Here is a 13,947-nt window from a genome sequence, read left to right on the forward strand (position 1 = left end):
GTTCTCCGAAAGGAAACGGGAGTGTCCGAAGTGGCCAGACGATCGGCGCACGCGGCGCCCTGGCGATCGGTGTGAGGACAGTATGTCGGAGTTGCGTTACAGTCAACACCTGCAACGTAATTGTCCCGCACGTCCGGCTTGCCGATGCGGAAGTCCCACTGAACGCGGGGTGTCAGACGAGCTGCGGCTGCAGCTCCTCGGCGGCTTCCCGCAGCGCAGGCAGCACGCGTTCCCGCATGTCCGCCTCGGAGATCCGCTCGACGCTCGTTCCGATGTTCAGCGCGGCGATCGGCGTGCCGTCCCACCGGCGCAGTGGCACGGCCGCCGAGTGGAAGCCCGCCTCGACCTCGTGGGCGACATACGCGCACCCGGCCTCGGCCACCTCCGCGACCTTCTTCTCCAGCGTGGCCACGCCGTCGTCGTCGAGGCCCGCGTGGCTGACCAGGTGGCGGTGCCTGCGCTCGGCATCGAGGCCGCTGAGCAGCACCAGACCCAGCGCGGACTGCGCCGCGGGCACCCGGAACCCGATGCCTTCGCCGATCGGCAGGGTGTGGCGCGGCAGGGCCCGCGCGATCATCACGGCCGCCGGTCCGTCGAGGACCGCGGCGGTGCAGGACGCCTGGAAGACCTCGGCGAGGCGGTCGCACCGCGGCTGCAGCACCTGGCTCACCGGGTTGGTCGTGAGGTAGGCCGACGCGAGCGTGAGCACCTTCGGGGCCAGGCGGTAGGCCTTGTCGTCGGCGACGACGTAACCGAGGTGCGCCAACGTGAGCAGGGCGCGGCGCACCGTCGCGCGGGGGAGTTCGAGCTTGCGGGCCAGCTGCGCCTGCGTGAGGCGTTCTTCGGTGTGGTCGAATGCGGTGAGCACGAGCAGGCCGCGTTCGAGGGCTTCGGAGTAGTCCGAGCGGCTGGTGCCGTCCACTTCGCGGGCCGCCCGGCGGGCCTCGTCCCGTGCGTTGAGCTTCGACACCCCACCAGCTCCGTTCGATTAACGCACACCTTGTCGCGAAATGTAGCACGAACGTCGCCCAGGGCCTTGCGACGACCCACCGCGCGTGCCTACAGTGCTCACATCAGAACCGAGTGTTCGTTAATTGAACTTTCTGCCCCACCACGCTGGACGACGAAGTCGCGAGGAGAACGCTGCGATGCGCGCGGACGACAACCGGAAGATCACCGAGACCGGGCCCGGTACTCCGGGCGGCGACTGGATGCGGCTGTACTGGCAGCCCGTGGCGCTGACCGAGGAGCTCGACACCGAACGCCCGGTGGTTCCGCTGCGGGTGCTCGGTGAGGACCTCGTGCTGTTCCGCAACGCCGACGGCTCGCTGGGCCTCATCGACCGCCGCTGCGCCCACCGTGGCGCGGACCTTTCCTTGGGGCGTCTGGAAGACGGCGGCCTGCGCTGCTACTTCCACGGCTGGCTCTTCAACGGCAACGGGTCCTGTATGGACACTCCGGCCGAGCCCGAGGACAGCAAGCTCAAGGCCAAGGTGAAGATCCGCTCGTACCCGGTGCAGGAGTGCAACGGAATCGTGTGGGGCTACCTCGGCGACGGCGAGCCGCCGAACCTGCCCGCGCTCGACTGCTTCGTGGCGCCGCCGGAGTACACGTTCGCGTTCAAGGGTTATCTCGATTGCAACTGGCTGCAGGCGCTGGAGGTCGGGATCGACCCGGCGCACGCCTCCTACCTGCACCGGTTCGAGGAGGACGAGGACACGAGCGACAGCTACGGCAAGCAGTTCCGCGGCGCGTCGCTCGGCACGAACCTGCCGATGACGAAGATCCTGCGCGAGTACGGCCGGCCCGAGATCCTCAACGCCCGCACCGAATACGGGCAGCGCATCGTCGCCCTGCGCACGCTCGACCAGGACGGTCTCGACGGCTCGTCCACCCACGTGCGCATCACGCACCAGGTGTTCCCGCACGGCATCACGATCCCGCTGAGCTCCACCATGGCGATCACGCAGTGGCACGTGCCGATCGACGACGTCTCCTGCTACTGGTACGCGATGTTCACCAGCCTCGACGAGCCCGTCGACCAGGAAACCATGCGCGCGCAACGGCTCGACGGCATCACACTCCCGGACTACAAACCGGTGCGCAACCGGGCGAACAACTACCGCTTCGACCCCGAGGAGCAGCGCACGCAGACCTACACCGGGCTGGGGCGCGACATCAACGTCCACGACCAGATGGCGGTCGAGGGCCAGGGGTACGTCTACGACCGCAGCCGCGAACACCTCAGCCGCTCGGACCGTGCGATCGTGACCTACCGGCGGATGGCGTTGCAGGCCATCGACACCGTCGCCGAAGGCGGCAGCCCCGACCTGCTGCTCAAGGACGGTGCGGACGTCGAAAGCCGCGGCCCCATCCCGCTCGACGGCATCGGGCCCACCGGCGAGTGGGAGGACTACTGGGCGAGCTCGATCGCCGACCTGCGCAAGGCGAGCCCGTGGGCCTCGCACCTGCAGGCGGCGCTCGCGACGGGACCGGCGGGCGTGCCGGGCTCGGCGGTCGAGCCGGACCGTTCTTCGTCGCCCGACGCCTACGACCGCACGCGGGACTGAGGCATGGGGTTCATCGAGAAGTTCGGGCTCTGGACCGAGGAGCAGCAGGAAGCGGCGAGAGCCGTCCTGGCGCGGATCGGCGCGGAGGGCCTGCGGACGATCCGGGTGTCCTTTGTGGATCAGCACGGGATCCTGCACGGCAAGACGATCCCGGCGAGCGGGCTGGCCGCCGCGTTCCGCAGTGGGCTGAGCTGTGTGTCGACGCTGCTGTCGAAGGACACGTCCGGTACGACGGTGTTCTCGGCCTTCAACGCCGACGGCGGCCTCGGCGTGGCCGAGATGGCGGGCGCGGCCGACGTGGTGATGGTGCCCGACCCCACGACGTTCCACCTCGTGCCCTGGGCCGAGGACACCGCGCGGATCCTCTGTGACCTGCGGTTCGGCAACGGTGAGCAGGTGCCGTTCTGCAGCCGCGGCGTGTTCCGCACGGCGCTGGACCGCGCGAGCGTCGCCGGGTTCACCTACGTCACGGGGCTGGAGATCGAGTTCCACCTCTACCGGCGGGCATCGCATTTCCCCAACGACGACGGGATCGGCCGCTGCACCACGCCGACCCCGGTCGAGCCGATCAACCAGGGCAACCAGCTGCTGAGCGAAAACCTCGGCGACGAGGTCGAGCCCGCCACCCGGCGCATCCGCGAGGCGCTGGAACGGATGGGGATCGAGCTGCGCAGCATCGAGGTCGAGCTGGGGGCCAACCAGCTGGAGGTCACGCTCGACCCGGCCGCCGGGCTCGCTTCGGCCGACGCGATGGTGCTGTTGCGCAGCACGGTCAAGCAGGTGGCGCGGCGCAACGGTTACCACGCGACGTTCATGTGCCGGCCGCAGATCACCGACAGCAAGTCGAGCGGCTGGCACCTGCACCAGAGCCTCGTGTCGCCGGACGGTGGGCACAACGCCTTCGTACCGGACGACGGCGAGGGTGCGATTTCGTCGGTGGGCAAGCAGTTCATCGCCGGTCAGCTCGCGCACGCGAGCGCGGCGTGTGTGTTCGCGAACCCGACCGTGAACGGTTACAAGCGGTTTCAGCCGTACTCGATGGCGCCCGACCGGATCGCGTGGGCGCGGGACAACCGCGGTGCGATGATCCGGCTCGTCGGCTCGGCCGAGGACGCCTCGACGCACATCGAGAACCGGGTGGGGGAGTCGGCGGCCAACCCGTATCTGTACATGGCTTCGCAGCTGCATTCGGGTCTGAACGGGGTCGAGGGGGCGTTGCCGTTGCCGCCTTCGGCCGACGATCCGTACACGACTGACGCCGGGCGGCTGCCGGCGAACCTGGCCGCGGCCGTCGACGCGCTGGAGGCCGATGCCGGGCTGCGGCGGGTGATGGGTGAGCAGTTCGTGGCTTACTACGCCGTGATCAAGCGGGCCGAGGTCGCGCGGTTCGAGCGGACGGTCACCGATTGGGAGCATCGTGAGTACTTCGACCTCTACTGATCTGTCGTTGCGGGTCACGCGCGTGACCTGGGAAGCCGCGGGAGTGGTGGGGCTCCGGCTGACCGGTGGTTCGCCGTTGCCGGCGTGGGAGCCGGGGGCGCACCTCGACCTGAAGCTGCCGTCGGGGCTGGGCCGGCAGTACTCGCTGTGCGGCGACCCGGCCGACCGGCTGCACTACGACATCGCGGTGCGGCTGGAGGACGCCGGCCGCGGCGGGTCGGCCGAGATCCACGGCACGGCGCTGGTCGGGCGTGAGCTGCTGGTGGAGCGGGTGCGCAACCACTTCCCGTTGGCGGACGCCGAGTCGTACTTGCTGATCGCCGGCGGAATCGGCGTCACGCCGCTGCTGCCGATGGCGCGGGTTCTGGCAGAGCGTGGGGCCGACTTCTCGGTGGTCTACTGTGGACACGGTGCTGCCACCATGGCCTTCCGCGCGGAGCTGGCCGCGATCTGTGGTGACCGGGTGTCCTTCGTCGACACTTCCGTCGAGCCGCGGCCGGATCTGAAGGAGCTGATCGGCGGACTGGCACCGGGCGCGGCGGTGTACTGCTGCGGCCCGGCCGGGTTGCTCGAGGGCGTCACCGAGGTCTGCGAGGCCGCCGGTGTGCGGTGCGAGACCGAACACTTCGCCGCCGCGCCTTCTCTCGATGCTTCCGTGGGCGAAGAGGTGGAACTCGAACTGCGCCAGTCCGGCCTGACCGTCGTGGCCGGCCCGGACACCACCCTGCTGCAGGCCATCCGCGACGCCGGGGTCGACCTCGAGTCCGACTGCGAAGAGGGCTACTGCGGCACCTGCGAAACCCGGGTGCTGGAGGGCACGCCCGATCACCACGACGTGGTGCTGTCCAACGCCGAACGCGCGGCGGGGAAGACGTTCTTCCCTTGCGTGAGCCGGGCCTGCGGCCGCAAGCTCGTGCTGGACCTGTGATCACGAGGAAGGAAACCAGGTGGGCGAGGAAAACCGGACGAAGGTCGCCGTGGTGCAACCGGGGGACGAGTCGGACCAAGTGGCGCTGCCCGGGTTCGGCGCGGTGTTCAAGCTGACGCACCGGAACAACGGCGGCGAGGTCGCGATCCTCGAGCACCCGTTCGCGGTCGGCTCCATCACCGCGCCCCACCGCCACACCCGCGAGGACGAGCACTCCATCGTGCTGGCCGGTCACATCGGCTTCCGTTCGGACGACGCCGAGGTCGTCCTCGGCCCGGGCGGCTACATCACCAAACCCCGCGGCGAGATGCACGCCATGTGGAACGCCGGCAAAACCCCGGGCCGCATCGTCGAGGTCATCACCCCCGGCGGCTTCGAAACCTACTTCCGCGACCTCAGCGACCTGCTCCTCGCCCACACCGCCGGCACCCTCGGCGACGCGCCGAACCTCCACGAAACCGACGAGTTCGCCCGCCTGGCCACCAAGTACGGCCTGACCTACGGCACCCCGGACTGGCTGGACGACGTCGTCCAGCGCTACGACCTCAACACGCCCACCCACTGACCGCCCGCCTCGGCGGCTGGGCGCCGCCCCGGCCTCTCGTCAGCGCGCCCGACCGGCCGGTCGGCTCAGTTCGACGTGTCCGCCGGGTCGTCGGTGGCGTCGCCGGCGTCGAAGACGGAGAGGGCGCGCCGCTGTTGGAGGAGGCGGACGACGGCGTCCAGTTCGGACTCGAGTCTGGTCAGGCGCGCCTGTTCGGCGGGGGAGAGGCCACCGCCGTGGTGGATGGCGCGGGTGCGGAGGTCGTGTTCCTCGTCGAGAAGCGCCGCGAGGCGATCGGTGATTGCGTGTGAAGTCGTGCCCATGTCACCCACCCGTTCGAGCCGGCCCCGGTCCGGGTCGGGGTGACCCGGCCGGGATGACGTGCAATGCGGAAATCCCGGCCGGGCGTGGGCATCAGGCCACCTTGGCCAGCGTTGCCCGGGCGGCGGACACCACGGCCTCGGGCGTGAACCCGAACTCGCGGAACAGCGTCGCGTAATCGGCCGAAGCGCCGTAGTGCTCGATCGAGACGATCTCGCCGGCATCACCCACGAACGGGTACCACGGCAGCGCGATCCCGGCCTCGACGGCGACCCGCGCCTTCACCGACGGCGGCAGCACCGAATCACGGTAAGCCTGGTCCTGCGCGGCGAACCACTCGAAGCACGGCAGCGAAACCACGCGCGTCGGCACGCCCTCGGCCTCCAGCCGCTCCCGGGCCGACACGGCGAGCTGCAGCTCCGAACCGGTCCCGATCAGCACCACCGCCGGGGCACCGTTCGACGCGTCCGCCAGCACATAACCACCGCGCGCCACGCCCTCGGCCGAAGTCCCGGCCAGCACCGGCACCGGCTGCCGGGTCAACGCGAGCGCGGTCGGGTGGTCGACGTCCTCGATCGCGGCCTGCCACGCCGCGACGGCCTCGTTCGCGTCGCCGGGGCGCACCACGTTCAGGCCCGGAATCGCCCGCAGCGCCGAGAGGTGCTCGATCGGCTGGTGCGTGGGCCCGTCGCCGCCGACGCCGATGGAGTCGTGCGTCCACACGTACACCACCGGCAGCCGCATCAGCGCCGCCAGCCGCACCGACGGGCGCATGTAGTCGCTGAACGCGAGGTACGTCGCGCCGTACGGCCGGGTGCCGCCGTGCAGCGCGATGCCGTTGAGGATGGCGCCCATCGCGTGCTCGCGGATGCCGAAGTGCAGGGTGCGCCCGTACGGCTCCGCGGCCCACATCTTCGTCGCCGCCGCGACTGGCCCGAACGAGTCGGCGCCCGTCATCGTCGAGTTGTTGCTCTCCGCGAGGTCGGCCGAACCGCCCCACAGCTCGGGCAGCACGTCGGCGACCGCGTCGAGGAACGCGCCGGATCCCTTGCGCGTCGCCATCGAAGCGCCCACCTCGAACGACGGCAGCCCGGCGGCCCAGCCCTCCGGCAGCGCCCGCGTCGAGAGGCGCTGCAGCAGCGCGTGCCGCGAGGGGTGCGCCGCGGCCCACTCGTCGTACTCGCCCTGCCACTGCGCCCGCCAGGCCTGACCGCGCTCGACGGCCTTGCGCGTCCGGGCCAGCACGTCGTCCTCGACCACGAAGTGCCGCTGCGGATCGAAGCCCAGCACGCGCTTCACCGCCGCGACCTCGTCGGCGCCGAGCGCGGAGCCGTGGATCTTGCCGGTGTTCATCTTGGTCGGCGCGGGATAGCCGATCACCGTGCGGAGCCGGATGTAGGACGGGCGCGGGTCGGTCTTCGCCGCCGCGATGGCGTCCTGGATCGCGGCGACGTCCTCGCCGTCCTCCACCACCTGCACGTGCCAGCCGTACGCGCGGTAGCGCTCGTCCGTGTCCTCGGACAGCGCGATGTCCGTGTGGTCTTCGATCGAAATATCGTTGTCGTCGTAGAACACGATCAGGTTCGCCAGCTGCTGGCGGCCCGCGATCGACGACGCCTCGGAGGTGATGCCCTCCTGGATGTCACCGTCGGAGGCGATCACGTACACGAAGTGGTCGAAGATGCTCTGCCCCGGCGCGGGTTCGGGATCGAACAACCCGCGTTCGCGCCGCGACGCCATGGCCATGCCCACAGCGTTGGCCAACCCCTGCCCGAGCGGACCGGTCGTGACCTCGACGCCCTGGGTGTGGCGGTACTCCGGGTGCCCCGGGGTGAGCGAACCCCACCGGCGCAGCTGCCGCAGGTCTTCGAGCTCGAGGCCGTATCCGGCGAGGAACAGCTGGATGTACAGCGTGAGGCTGGTGTGCCCGGCGGACAGGACGAACCGGTCGCGCGCCGGCCACGACGGGTCGGCCGGGTCGTGGCGCATCTCGCGCTGGAACAGCGTGTAGGCCAGCGGCGCGAGGCTCATCGCCGTGCCGGGGTGACCGTTTCCGGCCCGCTCGACCGCGTCGGCGGCGAGCACCCGGACGGTGTCCACGGCGCGGGTGTCGGTGTCGGTCCAGCCTTGCGGGCGGCGGCGGGTGGTGACGGTGTCGGGCACTGTGCTCAGACTTCCCCTGCGTAGTCGGGTTTTCCCGCCCGTTGTGCACACGCGCCGAGCCGGTTCCGCGTCGTCCGGCGGGCTTCCGGGCGGCGCGGTCGGTCACCGGGCTCGACTGTAATGAGCCGGAGCGAGCCCCGGCAACTCACCGTGGGGCTGCTCTCAGCGGATGACTCAGCTGTGTGAGTTTTCGGACCAGAGTGGTTCGGGAACGGACACGCCGAACTCGCGGCCCCACCGGTTGCGGCTGCTCACCTCGTGCACGGGGCGGCGGTTCGCGGCGACGCCCCACTTGCCGCGCGGGTACCCCATCGCGACCATGGCCGTGAGCTCCCAGCCCTCGTCCTCGGGCACGTCGAGCATCTCCATGACCCGGTCGGACTCCAGGCGCAGCATCGTGGTGAGCACCCCGCCGACCCCCTCCGAACGCGCGGCGAGCAGCGCGCTCCAGATGGCGGGGTAGATGTTGGCTCCGCCGTGGTTGTCGATGGAGAAGACGAACAGCAGCAGCGGGATCTCGGTGAAGTGGTCGGTCAGGAAGTCGCCGGACTTCGCGATCCGCCGCATCGTCTCGCGGTGGTTCTCCGGGTCGTGGATCGGCTGCGCAAACGTGCCGGCCGAGATCTCCTCGTACTCCCTTGCCCGGCAGCGCCGCCAGATCGGGGCGAGTTCGGCCTTGATGCCCGGATCGTCCACGGCCAGGAAATGCCAGCGCTGGGTGTTGCCGCCGTTCGGCGCCCGGATCGCGGCGTCGAGGATGCGCGCCTGCACGTCCAGGGGAATCGCGTCCGGATGCATGCGCCGCATCATCCGTGTGGTGTAAAGGGCTTCGTGGACGTCCATCGAGGGCACAGGCGGCATGGGCCGATTATGCCCCGGTTTACGTTACAGTCAATGATCGGAACTAATTCGGCTCACCGTTTGCCCGAAGTGGACGCCCGCCGCCGCGCGGGCTTCTTCTCCAGCGCCGGCCAGAGCACGGAGACGACCGCGCCGGGGATCTCGGTTTTGGCTTCCCCGCGGTAGAACGCCGCGAAGTACGCACCGAAGCACATGGTCGCGATGGTGTGCTTGTCGATCTCCTCCCGCACGGCGCCGCGGTCCTGCAGGTGCGTCAGCACGCTTTCGACGAGCTCCACGCGGGGCTCGACGGAGTGCTTGCGCAGGATGTCGAGCAGCTCCGGCGTGCGGATCGCCTCGCCCGCGAAGTTGCCCATGAGCACCATCGCGTCCGGGTTGAAGTACGCCGGGTCGAGCCGGCGGACGGCCTCCGTCAGCGCCTCGCGCGGCTCGAGTCCACTGAGGTCGAACGCGTACATGTCGCGCTGCTTGCGGAAACCGTAGTCGAGCGCGTCGACGACGAGCTCGAACTTCGTGGCCCAGCGGCGGTACAGCGTGGGCCGGCTGACCTTCGCGTCGGCGGCGATGTCGCCGATCGTCATGCGGGAGTAGCCGTCGAGGACGAGCCGCCGGCGGGTGGCGAGGATGATCGCCTCGTCGAGCGCGGCGTCGCGGGGACGCCCGCCCGGCCGGGGTCCGTCTTCGGTGCCGACCTGCTCGTCTGCCGTCGCTTCGCGTGTCCGCGCCATGGCTCCACCTCGCCGAGAAAACCGATCGGCGAAGCATATCCGATCCGTTACACGACGGCGTTGTTATCCTGATGGTTACGTGCACTCATTGTAATGAAACAGCACTGGAGGAACGATCGTGGACGTCGAGGACTACCTCCACCGGATCGGCGCGGCCCGCCCCTCGGTGCCGGATCTGGCGGCGCTGCGCGAGCTGCAGCGACGGCACCTCGAGAGCGTGCCGTTCGAGAACCTCGGGTTCTACCTCGGGGAGCAGATCGAGCTGGCCGAGCCGGCGCTGCTCGACAAGATCGTGGGCCGGCGCCGCGGCGGGCTCTGTTACGAGCTCAACGGGGCTTTCGCCCTGCTGCTGCGCGAAGTCGGGTTCGAGGTGCAGCTGCTGGCCGGCCGGGTGATGCGCCGCGAGGGGTTCTTCGGGCCGCCGTTGGACCACCTGGCTTTGCGCGTGGACCTCGACGAACCGTGGCTGGTCGACGTCGGCTTCGGCCGCTTCAGCCTCGCGCCGCTGCGGCTGGCCACGACCGACGTCCAGCTCGATCCGGGCGGCCGGTTCACCGTCGAGCCCGCGCCACACGGTGACGTCGATGTGGTGTGCGACGGCGCGATCGTCTACCGGCTCGAGCCGCGGCCGCGCGAGCTCGACGACTTCGTCGCCATGGCGTGGTTCCACGAGACCTCGCCCGCCTCGCCGTTCACGCAGCGGCCGACGTGCTCGCGCTCGACCGCGGAAGGACGCGTGACGATCACGGGTGCCCGCCTCATCGAGACGATCGGCGGGGAGCGCGTCGAGCAGGCGCTCGAAGGCGATGCTGCGGTCCTCGACGCCTACCGCGAGCACTTCGGCCTGCGGTTCGATCGGGTACCGAGTTTCGTTACAACACTTGACTGTAACTAAACGTGGACGTACGGTTCGAGAACGCCGAACCACAGCGGACCGAACGGAGTCGACGATGACCACGCCCCAGGAGCTGATCGACCGCAGCATCCCGTTCCTTAACGAGGTGAAGAACCGCACCGCGGGCGGGGAGCTGGAGTCCTGGCTCAACACCCGCTACGGACCGGACAGCGAGCTCTACCAGGACCTCGCTCGCATGATCACCGAGGGCGTCGAGGCCGGCTGGGCCGCCAACATCGAGGTCGAGGGCAAGAAGTACCGCCGCAGCCGCATCGCCGAGCCGCAGGACGTGCTCAACTACTTCAGCATCACGGCCGTCTACATGGACAGCGTCGAGCCGTTCCGCGGCCAGTACCACCAGCACCCCTACGGCGAGCTCAACCTCGTGGTGCCGCTCGACGCGGACGCGAAGCTGATGGGCCCCAACGGCTGGAGCGGCCCCGGCTGGACCGCGCCCGGCCCCGGCAGCCACCACTACCCGGAGGTCAAGGGTGGCGCGCTGATCGCGTTGTTCTACCTGCCCGCCGGCCGGATCTCCTACGACATCCAGCCGCCCGCGGCCTGAACCCGGGGAGCCCAGCGCCATGAACCCGGCGTCCACGATCGAGGAAGCGATGGCGACGCGGCGCAGCTGCCGGGCGTTCCTGCCGACGCCCGTGCCGCGCGCGCAGGTCGAACGGCTGCTCGCGCTGGCGTCGTCCTCGGCCAGCAACTCCAACAGTCAGCCGTGGCAGGTCCACGTGCTCACGGGTGCCGCCAAGCGCGCCTTGACGGCCGACCTGCTGTGCGCGTACGACGAGGGCCGGCGCGCCGTCGGCGAGTTCGCCTACCAGCCGGCGGCGGACTCGTGGCCCGAGCCGTTCCGCTCGCGCCGCCGTCGTTTCGGTGAAGGCCTGTACTCCGAAACGCTCGGCATCGCGGCCGACGACACGGCCGGCCGCGACGGCCACCACCGGCGCAACTACGACTTCTTCGGCGCCCCGGTGGGCTTGGTGCTCACGGTGAGCCGGGGACCACTGCAGGGTGCGCTGATCGACGCCGGTCTGTTCCTCCAGGGACTGATGTTGTCCGCGCGCGGAGCCGGGCTGCACACTTGCGCACAGGCCTCGTTCATCGATTACCACCCGGTGTTGCGCCGCCACCTCACCATTCCGGACGACCACCTCGTGGTGTGCGGAATCGCACTCGGCTATGCCGACGACGAACACCGCCTTGGTGGATATCGCACAACGCGGGAGCCGGTGGAATCCTTCGTCACCTTCTACGATTCCGCTGTGACTCATCAGGTGGAACCGGCGTGACGGCCGACCGCGACCTCGTCTACGCGACGGTCGGCGGCACCCGGCTGATGGTGGACATCCACCACGCCCCCGCCGCGGGCGCACCCGTCGTGCTGTACCTGCACGGCGGCGGGTGGACCCGCGGCGACCGGCGCGGCGAGGCCGCACGCCGGCAGGCGCCCTTGGCGGAGCACGGTGTGACCGTCGTGTCCGTCGATTACCACCTGGCACCGGAGGCGGTGTTCCCGCAGCAGGTGCACGACGTCAAGGGCGCCGTGCGCTGGCTGCGGGCCAACGGCGCGCGCCTCGGCCTCGAGACCGGGCGGCTCGGGGTCTGGGGCGCGTCCGCCGGTGCGTACCTCGCCTCGCTGCTGGCGTTGTCGCCGGGCGACGCCGAGCTGGAGGGCACGGTCGGCGGTCACCTGGACCAGTCCAGCGCCGTGCAGGCCGTGGTGCACTGGTTCGGGCAAGCCGACCTGGCGGCCACGGCGGCGCGCAGTGAGCTGGAGGCGAAGCTGCTGCCGTTCCACTTCGAAGCCGACTTCCTCGGCGGCGCCGACCCGGCGGGACATTCGCTCCTGACGTGGGTTTCGGCGTCGGCGCCACCGTTCCTGATCGCCCACGGCGACCGCGACCGGATCGTGCCGCCGGGGGAGGGCCGCGCGTTGCACGACGCGCTCGTGCGGGCCGGGGCGAAGAGCAGCTTCGTGCTGCTGGGCGGCGCCGGGCACGAGGACCCCGCGTTCGACGGCCCGGTGAACCTCGCGACCACGGCGGCGTGGCTGCGCGCCGTTCTGGCCTGACCCCACCCGCGCGTACCGGGCGCCGGGACTAACGCGCCGGATTGTTTCGTTACAGATCATGAACGTATCGAAACAATCCGAAGGAGTCCCGGATGTCCCCGACCCCGACCGTGGAGCACTGGTTCGATTTCCTCTGCCCCTTCTGCTACGTCGCCCAGGATCGCAACCGGGTGCTGCGCGAACACGGCGTGGTGGTGAACGAACATCCGCTCCAGATCCACCCCGAGATCGGCCCCGGCGGCAGCCTGGCCGGCCCCCGCGTCGGCCCGACCTACGAGTTCCTCGCGCGCGAAGCCGCAGCCGCGGGCCTGCCGCTGAAGTGGACGGACCGGATCGCCTACTCGCTGCCCGCACTGGGCGCGTACGCCACGCTCGACGACCCCGAAGTCGCCGACCGCTTCGCCACCTCCGTGTTCAACGCGTACTTCGGCGAAGGCCGGGACCTCGAATCACGCGACCTGCTCCTCACGCTGGCCGAGCAAGCCGGCGGCGACCCCGAGGTCGTCCGCGCCGCCTGGGAATCGGGCGAAGCGGACCGGGCCGTGGGCCGCTCGGCGATCCTCGCGTACGAGAACGGCGTCGAGGGCACTCCCGCCTGGGTGTCCGGCGGCCGGAGCTTCAGCGGGTTGCGGCCACGTGAATGGTTCGTGACGTGGGCTGCGTCTCTCAGCTGAACCCAGGGTGTCGCACGATCCGTGTCACAAAGGTCTTCGCAGGTCAGTGTGGGTGATAATGTGCGAAGAAGATCACCCGCACGGCCGATCGGTCCAGTCAGAAAGCCGCTCCACGATGGTTTTGTTCGGCACGGGTGATTCGCTCACCTTCGCCTTCGACGAGTCCCGCCGGCTGCGCATCTCCGCCCCGCCCGGCCAGTTGCCGTTGGCCGCCTTCCTCTACACCGACGCACAAGCCGACGCCGCCACCGTCGGGCAGCTCATCGGCCTGCTCCGCCGAGCGCAGCGTGAAGCCAAGACCTGGCTCGGCAACGGCACTTCCGTCACGTTCACCGGCGAGGACGTCGGGCTCGAAAGCCTCTACGGCACCTGGCCGCACACCGTCGTGCCGCAGCACGTGTTCTTCGCCGCGCTCGAGTCCCTGCACCGGTTCCTGCTCGCGTCCGGCGCGACCCCGGCCGAAACGGGCATCACGCGCCGGGCCTCCGAATACCGCAACCTGAAGAACGGCCGGTTCTCCTTCGTCGACCACACCTACTTCCCGCCCGACTGGACGCCCGAGGCCGTGTCCGCGGCCGGCACCGCCGCGTGGTCCTCGCCCGACGTCCTGCGCGACCCGGCCACGGGCGCCTGGTCCGGCACCTTCGCCGACCTGGAGATCGCCGGCTACCACAACCCCGCGACGGGCGAGGTGCTCACGTATTTCCCTGTGCAGCACTGATCCGCGTCCCTAGGCTCAC

At 70.1% G+C, this 13,947-nt stretch carries 15 protein-coding genes; 10 read left to right on the top strand and 5 right to left on the bottom strand.

What is annotated here, in order from left to right; all coding sequences use genetic code 11:
• Positions 1 to 172: 172 nt before the first annotated feature.
• Positions 173 to 970 (bottom strand): IclR family transcriptional regulator C-terminal domain-containing protein, encoded by a 798-nt coding sequence (locus ACFY1H_RS17010; protein ID WP_366584183.1) that lies wholly within the window; start codon positions 968 to 970, stop codon positions 173 to 175.
• A 178-nt stretch (positions 971 to 1,148) separates the two neighbouring features.
• Here ACFY1H_RS17010 and ACFY1H_RS17015 point away from each other — a divergent pair, with 178 nt between their 5' ends.
• From ACFY1H_RS17015 to ACFY1H_RS17030, 4 genes are read left to right on the top strand one after another with little or no spacing between them, the layout of a single operon-like run.
• A complete protein-coding gene (locus ACFY1H_RS17015; protein WP_386947339.1) occupies positions 1,149 to 2,570 on the top strand; it encodes a Rieske 2Fe-2S domain-containing protein in 1,422 nt (473 codons plus the stop codon).
• Between the two features lie 3 nt (positions 2,571 to 2,573).
• On the top strand, positions 2,574 to 4,010 hold the full coding sequence (locus ACFY1H_RS17020) for a glutamine synthetase family protein (RefSeq protein WP_366584185.1): 1,437 nt from the start codon (positions 2,574 to 2,576) through the stop codon (positions 4,008 to 4,010).
• The gene (locus ACFY1H_RS17025; RefSeq protein WP_366584186.1) at positions 3,988 to 4,938 is read left to right on the top strand and encodes a PDR/VanB family oxidoreductase; all 951 of its coding nucleotides are present in this window, start codon (positions 3,988 to 3,990) and stop codon (positions 4,936 to 4,938) included. The genes ACFY1H_RS17020 and ACFY1H_RS17025 overlap by 23 nt, the downstream gene beginning before the upstream one ends.
• 19 nt (positions 4,939 to 4,957) lie before the next feature.
• Entirely contained in the window at positions 4,958 to 5,503 is a 546-nt protein-coding gene (locus ACFY1H_RS17030; RefSeq protein ID WP_366584187.1) for a cupin domain-containing protein, read from the top strand.
• 65 nt (positions 5,504 to 5,568) lie between these two features.
• Here the strand turns inward: ACFY1H_RS17030 and ACFY1H_RS17035 are convergent, their stop codons facing one another.
• The 4 genes from ACFY1H_RS17035 to ACFY1H_RS17050 all read right to left on the bottom strand — a co-directional run bounded on the left by ACFY1H_RS17035 (position 5,569) and on the right by ACFY1H_RS17050 (position 9,555).
• Positions 5,569 to 5,805, bottom strand: a complete 237-nt coding sequence (locus ACFY1H_RS17035) for a DUF2630 family protein (protein WP_386947342.1) — start codon at positions 5,803 to 5,805, stop codon at positions 5,569 to 5,571.
• A 91-nt stretch (positions 5,806 to 5,896) separates the two neighbouring features.
• Positions 5,897 to 7,966, bottom strand: a complete 2,070-nt coding sequence (tkt, locus tag ACFY1H_RS17040; RefSeq protein ID WP_386947343.1) for a transketolase — start codon at positions 7,964 to 7,966, stop codon at positions 5,897 to 5,899.
• Positions 7,967 to 8,140: 174 nt separating this feature from the next.
• Positions 8,141 to 8,827 carry a nitroreductase family protein gene (locus tag ACFY1H_RS17045; protein WP_386947345.1) on the bottom strand — a complete coding sequence of 229 codons (687 nt, stop codon included), beginning with the start codon at positions 8,825 to 8,827 and terminating at the stop codon, positions 8,141 to 8,143.
• A gap of 53 nt (positions 8,828 to 8,880) precedes the next feature.
• Entirely contained in the window at positions 8,881 to 9,555 is a 675-nt protein-coding gene (locus ACFY1H_RS17050; RefSeq protein ID WP_386947347.1) for a TetR/AcrR family transcriptional regulator, read from the bottom strand.
• 118 nt (positions 9,556 to 9,673) lie between these two features.
• Here ACFY1H_RS17050 and ACFY1H_RS17055 point away from each other — a divergent pair, with 118 nt between their 5' ends.
• The 6 genes from ACFY1H_RS17055 (at position 9,674) to ACFY1H_RS17080 (ending at position 13,928) form a co-directional block, all read left to right on the top strand.
• Positions 9,674 to 10,450 carry an arylamine N-acetyltransferase gene (locus ACFY1H_RS17055; RefSeq protein WP_386947349.1) on the top strand — a complete coding sequence of 259 codons (777 nt, stop codon included), beginning with the start codon at positions 9,674 to 9,676 and terminating at the stop codon, positions 10,448 to 10,450.
• A 55-nt stretch (positions 10,451 to 10,505) separates the two neighbouring features.
• Entirely contained in the window at positions 10,506 to 11,015 is a 510-nt protein-coding gene (locus tag ACFY1H_RS17060) for a DUF4863 family protein (protein ID WP_366584193.1), read from the top strand.
• A gap of 19 nt (positions 11,016 to 11,034) precedes the next feature.
• Positions 11,035 to 11,751, top strand: coding sequence for a nitroreductase (locus ACFY1H_RS17065; protein WP_366584194.1), 717 nt, complete (start codon positions 11,035 to 11,037; stop codon positions 11,749 to 11,751).
• Positions 11,748 to 12,533, top strand: coding sequence for an alpha/beta hydrolase fold domain-containing protein (locus ACFY1H_RS17070; protein WP_386947351.1), 786 nt, complete (start codon positions 11,748 to 11,750; stop codon positions 12,531 to 12,533). The genes ACFY1H_RS17065 and ACFY1H_RS17070 overlap by 4 nt, the downstream gene beginning before the upstream one ends.
• 92 nt (positions 12,534 to 12,625) lie before the next feature.
• Positions 12,626 to 13,207 (top strand): DsbA family protein, encoded by a 582-nt coding sequence (locus ACFY1H_RS17075; RefSeq protein ID WP_386947353.1) that lies wholly within the window; start codon positions 12,626 to 12,628, stop codon positions 13,205 to 13,207.
• 115 nt (positions 13,208 to 13,322) lie between these two features.
• The gene (locus tag ACFY1H_RS17080) at positions 13,323 to 13,928 is read left to right on the top strand and encodes a hypothetical protein (RefSeq protein ID WP_386947354.1); all 606 of its coding nucleotides are present in this window, start codon (positions 13,323 to 13,325) and stop codon (positions 13,926 to 13,928) included.
• Positions 13,929 to 13,947 lie beyond the last annotated feature (19 nt).

The sequence above is a fragment of the Amycolatopsis sp. NPDC001319 genome, from assembly GCF_042896185.1.
In the GTDB taxonomy this organism is placed as follows: domain Bacteria; phylum Actinomycetota; class Actinomycetes; order Mycobacteriales; family Pseudonocardiaceae; genus Amycolatopsis.

Bases quoted from the DNA above. Each gene is read 5' to 3' on its own strand.
- ACFY1H_RS17045 (WP_386947345.1), bottom strand. From the start codon at position 8,827: ATGCCGCCTGTGCCCTCGATGGACGTCCACGAAGCCCTTTACACCACA.
- ACFY1H_RS17015 (WP_386947339.1), top strand. From the start codon at position 1,149: ATGCGCGCGGACGACAACCGGAAGATCACCGAGACCGGGCCCGGTACT.
- ACFY1H_RS17020 (WP_366584185.1), top strand. From the start codon at position 2,574: ATGGGGTTCATCGAGAAGTTCGGGCTCTGGACCGAGGAGCAGCAGGAA.
- ACFY1H_RS17065 (WP_366584194.1), top strand. From the start codon at position 11,035: ATGAACCCGGCGTCCACGATCGAGGAAGCGATGGCGACGCGGCGCAGC.
- ACFY1H_RS17035 (WP_386947342.1), bottom strand. From the start codon at position 5,805: ATGGGCACGACTTCACACGCAATCACCGATCGCCTCGCGGCGCTTCTC.
- ACFY1H_RS17075 (WP_386947353.1), top strand. From the start codon at position 12,626: ATGTCCCCGACCCCGACCGTGGAGCACTGGTTCGATTTCCTCTGCCCC.
- ACFY1H_RS17060 (WP_366584193.1), top strand. From the start codon at position 10,506: ATGACCACGCCCCAGGAGCTGATCGACCGCAGCATCCCGTTCCTTAAC.
- ACFY1H_RS17080 (WP_386947354.1), top strand. From the start codon at position 13,323: ATGGTTTTGTTCGGCACGGGTGATTCGCTCACCTTCGCCTTCGACGAG.
- ACFY1H_RS17050 (WP_386947347.1), bottom strand. From the start codon at position 9,555: ATGGCGCGGACACGCGAAGCGACGGCAGACGAGCAGGTCGGCACCGAA.